We start from the raw sequence: 6,491 nt of genomic DNA, 5'->3' as shown, positions 1-6,491 counted from the left end.
ATCTGACGATGACGGCGACGAATAAGCTGACGACGGCAGACGAACTTTCGGCAGGGCAGAATATGACGCTGACGGGCGGCGATGTCACGACGCAGAAGAAGGTCAAGGCTGAAAAAGATCTGACGATGACGGCGACGAATAAGCTGACGACGGCAGACGAACTTTCGGCAGGGCAGAATATGACGCTGACGGGCGGCGATGTCACGACGCAGAAGAAGGCTGCGGCTGGAAGCAATCTGACGATGACGGCGCAGAATAAGCTGACGACGGCAGACGAACTTTCGGCAGGGCAGAATATGACGCTGACGGGCGGCGACGTCACGACGCAGAAGAAGGCTGCGGCTGGAAGCAATCTGACGATGACGGCGCAGAATAAGCTGACGACGGCAGATGAACTCTCGGCAGGGCAGAATATGACGCTGACGGGCGGCGATGTCACGACGCAGAAGAAGGTCACGGCTGGAAATAATTTGACGCTGACGGCAGCAAACAATCTGACGGCGAAGGAAACGCTGAAAGCGGGCGGTTGGCTCAGAGCTTTGCAGACCGGCGGCAGCGGCAACATAACGCTGCGTGACATCAAAGCGGGCAGTTTCCAAGCCTTGCATAGAGGCAAGGGAGATATTCGAGCGGATAACGTGTACGCGCAGCACTACGGGTTTGTGCATCATGCCGGCGTTGGCGACATTCATCTGGATACGATGCAGGTGGGAAATACCGCCCGCGTTCGTCATACAGGCTGGGGAGATATCTTTACCCGTCAGTTGACCGCCGGACAAGCAGCACATTTCCTGAATCGTCATGGCGGCATGGAACTTGGGGTTATAGACGGCGGTCGTCGGCTGACGATCTTGGATCTCTCAAGGCAGGCGAAGGTACGTGCAAACGTACTTAGAGCCAGCGAGCTGATCACCATCTTCTCACTGCATCAGGAAATCGACCATTTTGAGGCTCCGACGATCCTCGACCTTCTGCTCGCAGGAGATCAGACGCGGCGAGCTGTTGGCTGGCTGGGAGCCGCTGAAGTTGGCAGCTTGTTTGAAACGTATTGGCGTCGCTATGATTCTCCGGATGCAGGGTCGTTCATTGATCTGCGTCCGTGGGAGCTAACATTTGCGGAGATTATTCAGGCAAAAGGAGCGGGGAAAAAGGCGGTCGCTATAGACGAAGACGCGTGATTGTTAAAATGGCGGAGCTGTCGCACATGAATCTTGTGCGACAGCTCTTCGATTTATCAGCGCTTCCTATCATGGATTTTTTTCTGTGAATCTTGAATGTCTTGAATAAATGTTTGTATTCTTTGGTACTTTTTGCTACAATATGTTGTAAAGACTGTAAATTGGCAGGTGCGCTCATTTTCTGCATCTGTGCGTCTTGTTGCAAAGAATTGTAAAGGAGTATGGTCATGGCTAAAATAACGATGGAGGATCTGAGAAAAAGATTGCAGGAACGCCAGCATAAGATGACGCCGCAGCGTCAGATCGTTCTGCAGGTTTTCATGGATCGTCCCGGCCAGCATATCAGTGCGGAGGATGTGCATGGAATCCTGCGCGCTAATCATTCGGAGATTGGCTTGGCGACCGTGTATCGCAGTTTGGAACTTCTCGTTGAGCTGGGGCTTCTCCAGAAGATGGAGTTCGGAGACGGCTGCAGCCGCTACGAGATTTCCGACTTGAATCCCGGTGAGCATCAGCATCATCACTTGATTTGCCTGAAGTGCGGCAAGGTCACGGAATTTTCTGAGGATCTGTTGGAAAATCTTGAAGAAAAGGTCGCCGCCCAATGTGATTTTGAGATCGAAGATCACCAAGTCAAGATGTTCGGCTATTGCAAGGAGTGCCGCAAGCATTGATCGTTCGACGTTTCTTGCTCGACCGCAGGGAAGAGGTTATCGTAAAACTCGTACGCGAACTCTTGGAGCTTTTCAAGATCCGGGTGTTGGAAAATGAGGAAGGAACAGGCGGTGAGCGAGCGGATTTCGCCGTGCTTTCCGTGCGGCATGAGATCGTCATGGAGCCTGTACCGACGGTTCATACGGAGCTTTTTGCTGAGGAGGAGACGGGGGAGGAGCGGCGCTTTTCGTTAAGCGGCGTCGCAAGGCAGGACGAGAAGGCGATGGCGGCAGTCCATCGTCTCGTCAAGCTCAACCTCTACCGTCTTTTTCGCGTCCATTTTGCGATGCCTGCGGCAGCATGGGGAATCCTGCATGGCGTTCGTCCGACGAAGATCGTACATCGCTTCATTGAAGCGGGGTTTACGCAAGAGGAGATAGTCGCGCGGCTCTTAGAGGACTACGAAGTTTCGTTGGAAAAGGCTTCGTACATGACGGCGATGGCGTTTCGTCAGCGTCCGTTTCTCAAGACGTCGGACGAGCGGACGATCAGCGTTTACATCGGCATACCTTTCTGTCGTTCACGTTGTCTTTACTGCTCATTTCCTGCCTATATTCTGCCGAATGACGAGCAGCTTGCCGCATTTTTTGCCGCTTGGGATAAGGATCTTGCGGCAGCGAAGCGGGAAATCGAGCGCCATCGACTGAAGGTGCAGAGCATCTATATCGGCGGCGGCACGCCTACGAGTCTCAGCAACGCCGATTTTGCGCGTATGCTTTCGCTCGTGGAGGATGCGTTTTATGGCGAGCATACGGGCGAATTTACCGTGGAGGCGGGACGCCCCGATACGATGACGCCGGATAAGGCGCTCGCAATGAAGAGGCACCGTGTGAGCCGCGTCAGCGTGAACCCGCAGACGATGCAGCAGCGTACGCTTCGGCGCATCGGCAGGGCGCATACGCCCGAAGACATCGTCCGGATGTTTTGCCTGCTGCGCGAAACGGGGGAGTTCTCCATCAATATGGATGTCATCTTGGGCTTGCCGGGGGAAACGCGAGCCGATGTCGCCGATACGATGACGAAGGTTCTCGCACTCCGTCCCGACGATGTGACGCTTCATTCACTCGCTTTAAAACGTGGTTCAAAGCTCAAGATGCACTTGGAGGAATATGAGCTTCCCGACGATGCCGAAGTGCAGGCGATGTTTCAAACGGCGATGGAGCGCGTAGCGGGTGCAGGATTTTTGCCGTATTATCTCTATCGGCAGGGCTATATGAGCGGGCAGCTTGAAAACGTCGGCTGTGCACGTCCGGGTGCTGAGAGCATGTATAATATCCAGATCATGGACGAGAATCAGACGATCTTGGGCATCGGCTGCGCCGCGACGAGCAAGATCATGAATTTCCGCACGAAGAGGCTCAAGGCGTCGTTCAACGCCAAGGATTTTCATACTTATGTACGCGATATAGACGCCTACATAGCGAAGCGGGCGGCTCTTTTACAAGAGGCGTATGGAGATGGGGAGGATGAAGCAACGTGTTGATCAACGGACCGCGCGGCACGAAGGATATTTTGCCCGATACGGTCGCACAATGGACGCATGTGGAGCAGGTGATTCGCGAATTATGCGCACGCTACGGCTATCGCGAGATCAGAACGCCGATCTTCGAGCATACGGAGCTTTTCCTGCGCGGCATCGGAGAAACGACCGATGTCGTGGAAAAGGAGATGTATACGTTCACCGATCGCGGCGACCGAAGTCTTACGCTGCGACCGGAGAATACGGCATCGGTCGTGCGATCCTATCTGCAAAACAAACTCTATGTTGGCGATGCGCTCGCGAAGCTCTTCTACATCGGTTCGATGTTTCGCTATGATCGGCCGCAGGCGGGGCGTTACCGTGAGTTTCATCAATTCGGCGTCGAGGCTTTGGGCGAAGAGAATCCCGCTGTCGATGCTGAGATCGTACTGCTCGCCGTCGAATTTCTGCGTGCGCTCGGCTTGCAGGAACTCAAGCTGCATCTCAACTCCGTGGGCTGCCCAAAGTGCCGCCCCGTCTATCGCGAGAAGCTGCAGGAGTTCTTCCGTCCGCATCTCGGCGAGCTTTGCGGGGATTGTCAGTCGCGCTTCGAGCGCAATCCGCTGCGCCTTTTGGATTGCAAGCATGAGCATTGTCATGCGCTCTCTGAAGGTGCGCCGCGTATCACGGACTGCCTTTGCGACGAGTGCCGCACGCATTTCGCTGAGGTGCAGTCGTATCTTGCGGCGGCGGGCGTTTCCTTCGAGCTGGACGCGAATCTTGTGCGCGGCTTGGACTACTACACCAAGACGGCGTTCGAGGTCAAGTACACGCCGCTCGGAGCGCAGAGCGCCGTTGCGGGCGGCGGGCGCTACGACGGGCTGGTTGAGGAAGTCGGCGGACCGCCGACGCCGGGCATCGGCTTCGCTGTGGGACTTGAGCGCGTATTGCTTGCGCTTGAGAAGCAGGGGCTTTTGCACGAAGCGCCGGAAAGCGTGGATGTATTCGTCGTCGCCTTGGGCGAGGCTGCGAAATTGCCTGCGTTTAAGATCCTGCAGGATCTTCGTGCGGCAAAGCTCACCGCCGGCATGGATTTCGCGGGGCGCAGTATGAAGGCGCAGATGAAGCAGGCGAACAAGAAAAATGCCCGCTTCGTGGCGATCTTGGGTGAAGACGAGGTCAAAGAGGCGTCTGCCCTCTTGAAGGATATGAATACGAGCGAGCAGAAAAAAGTCGCTTTGTGCGATCTGGTTTCTGCAATATGTGTTGAGGTGAAGAATTGATGGAAACATTGGCAGGTATGAAGAGGACGCGCCACTGTGGTGAATTGCGCGAGGGCGACGTCGGTGCGGAGATTGTACTCTCGGGCTGGGTGTCGCGGAGAAGAGATCACGGCGGGCTGATTTTCGTCGATATGCGGGATCGCTCCGGCTTCGTGCAGGTCGTCTATGATGAGGCGGCGATGGGAAAAGATGCGTTCCACAAGGCGGAGACTTTGCGCAGCGAGTTTGTCATCGGTGTGCGCGGCAAGGTGCGTGCGCGCTCTGCGGATACGGTCAATCCGAATATTGAGACGGGTAAGATCGAAGTCGTCTGCGAGGAACTGCGCATTTTGAACACGGCAAAGACGCCGCCTTTCTATATTCAAGACGATATTGACGTCGATGAGATGCTGCGCCTCAAGTATCGCTATCTTGACCTGCGCCGCCCCGAGATGCAGGCGAATCTCATGCTGCGCCATCGCGTGACGAAGATCATGCGCGACTTCCTTGACCGTCACGAATTCATTGAAATCGAAACGCCTATGCTCTGCAAGAGCACGCCCGAGGGCGCACGCGACTTCCTCGTACCAAGCCGCTTGAATCCCGGCAAGTTCTATGCGCTGCCGCAGTCGCCGCAGATCTTCAAGCAGATCCTCATGGTTGCAGGCTTCGAGAAGTATTTCCAGATCGTGCGCTGCTTCCGCGACGAAGATCTGCGTGCGGATCGTCAGCCGGAGTTCACGCAGCTGGATATCGAAACATCCTTCCTCGATGAGGACGATATTTTGGAGTTGATGGAAGGTCTCGTCGCAGAGCTTTTCGATAAGACTTTGGGCGTCAAGCTCAAAACGCCGTTCCTGCGGATGAAGTGGGACGAGGCGATGGAGCGTTTCGGCTCGGATAAGCCTGATCTTCGCTTCGGCATGGAGCTAATGGACATCTCGGAGTACGTCAAGGGTTCGGACTTCAAGGTATTCGCATCCGTTCTTGAAAACGGCGGACAGGTCAAGGTCATCAACGTCGAGGACTATGCGAACATCCCGCGCCGCGAGCTGGACGGTCTCGTGCAGTATGTGCAGGGCTACGGCGCGAAGGGTCTCGCATGGATTCAGTACACGGACGAGGGCGTGAAGTCGCCGTTCAAGAAGTTCTATGCCGACGAGGTTTTCGAGAAGATCAAGGCAGCCTGCCATGCCAAGACGGGTGATCTCCTGCTCGTCATCGCGGACAAGCCGCTCGTCGTCGCGCAGGCGCTCGGCGAACTGCGTCTTGAGATGGCGCGCCGCAGAAATCTCATTGACGCCGATGCGCTGAATTTCCTCTGGGTCACGGACTTCCCGATGTTCGAATACAACGAGGAAGAAAAGCGCTGGAAAGCGATGCACCATCCGTTCACCGCGCCGCGCCGCGAGGATGTTGAATACTTGACATCCGATCCCGGCAGGGTCAAGGCGAATGCCTACGACATGGTTCTGAACGGCGTCGAAATCGGCGGCGGCAGCCTGCGCATCTATCAGGGAGATTTGCAGGAAAAGGTCTTTGAAGCCATCGGCTTGACAGAAGAAGAGGCGCGTCAGAAGTTCGGCTTCATGATGGACGCTTTTGCATACGGCACGCCGCCGCACGGCGGCATCGCCTTCGGTCTTGATCGCCTCGTCATGCTTATGGCAAAGCGCCGCTCGATCCGCGACGTCATCGCGTTCCCCAAGACGCAGAGCGCCTCGGATGTGATGTCGCAGGCGCCGTCCGAAGTCGATGCCAAGCAGCTCCGAGAGCTTTCCGTGCGCTCGACGGCAGTCAAGAAGGAAGAGAAGAAGTAAGCGGTCGATGCGCCGCCGAACATAAAAAATCCCCATGCTTCTGCATGGGGATTTTTTA

The 6,491-nt window shown here is 55.7% G+C and carries 5 protein-coding genes; all 5 read left to right on the top strand.

What is annotated here, in order from left to right:
• Nucleotides 1–1,178: hypothetical protein (locus ACO5Z0_RS10255; RefSeq protein WP_485650226.1), on the top strand; the 1,178-nt coding region annotated here is incomplete at its 5' end.
• A 227-nt stretch (nt 1,179–1,405) separates the two neighbouring features.
• Entirely contained in the window at nt 1,406–1,852 is a 447-nt protein-coding gene (locus tag ACO5Z0_RS10250) for a Fur family transcriptional regulator (RefSeq protein WP_442676290.1), read from the top strand.
• On the top strand, nt 1,849–3,375 hold the full coding sequence (gene hemZ, locus ACO5Z0_RS10245) for a coproporphyrinogen dehydrogenase HemZ (RefSeq protein ID WP_485650225.1): 1,527 nt from the start codon (nt 1,849–1,851) through the stop codon (nt 3,373–3,375). The genes ACO5Z0_RS10250 and hemZ overlap by 4 nt, the downstream gene beginning before the upstream one ends.
• The gene (gene hisS / locus ACO5Z0_RS10240) at nt 3,369–4,634 is read left to right on the top strand and encodes a histidine--tRNA ligase (protein ID WP_485650224.1); all 1,266 of its coding nucleotides are present in this window, start codon (nt 3,369–3,371) and stop codon (nt 4,632–4,634) included. The genes hemZ and hisS overlap by 7 nt, the downstream gene beginning before the upstream one ends.
• Nucleotides 4,634–6,433, top strand: a complete 1,800-nt coding sequence (gene aspS / locus ACO5Z0_RS10235; protein ID WP_485650223.1) for an aspartate--tRNA ligase — start codon at nt 4,634–4,636, stop codon at nt 6,431–6,433. Before hisS ends, aspS begins: the two co-directional genes overlap by 1 nt.
• Nucleotides 6,434–6,491 lie beyond the last annotated feature (58 nt).

This window comes from Selenomonas sp. (assembly GCF_057272215.1).
The sequence above is the reverse complement of the archived record's forward strand: the minus strand, read 5'-3'. Positions and strand labels throughout refer to the sequence as shown.

Excerpts from the sequence above, each read along its gene's own strand:
- aspS (WP_485650223.1), top strand. The coding sequence starts at position 4,634 with ATGGAAACATTGGCAGGTATGAAGAGGACGCGCCACTGTGGTGAATTG.
- ACO5Z0_RS10250 (WP_442676290.1), top strand. The coding sequence starts at position 1,406 with ATGGCTAAAATAACGATGGAGGATCTGAGAAAAAGATTGCAGGAACGC.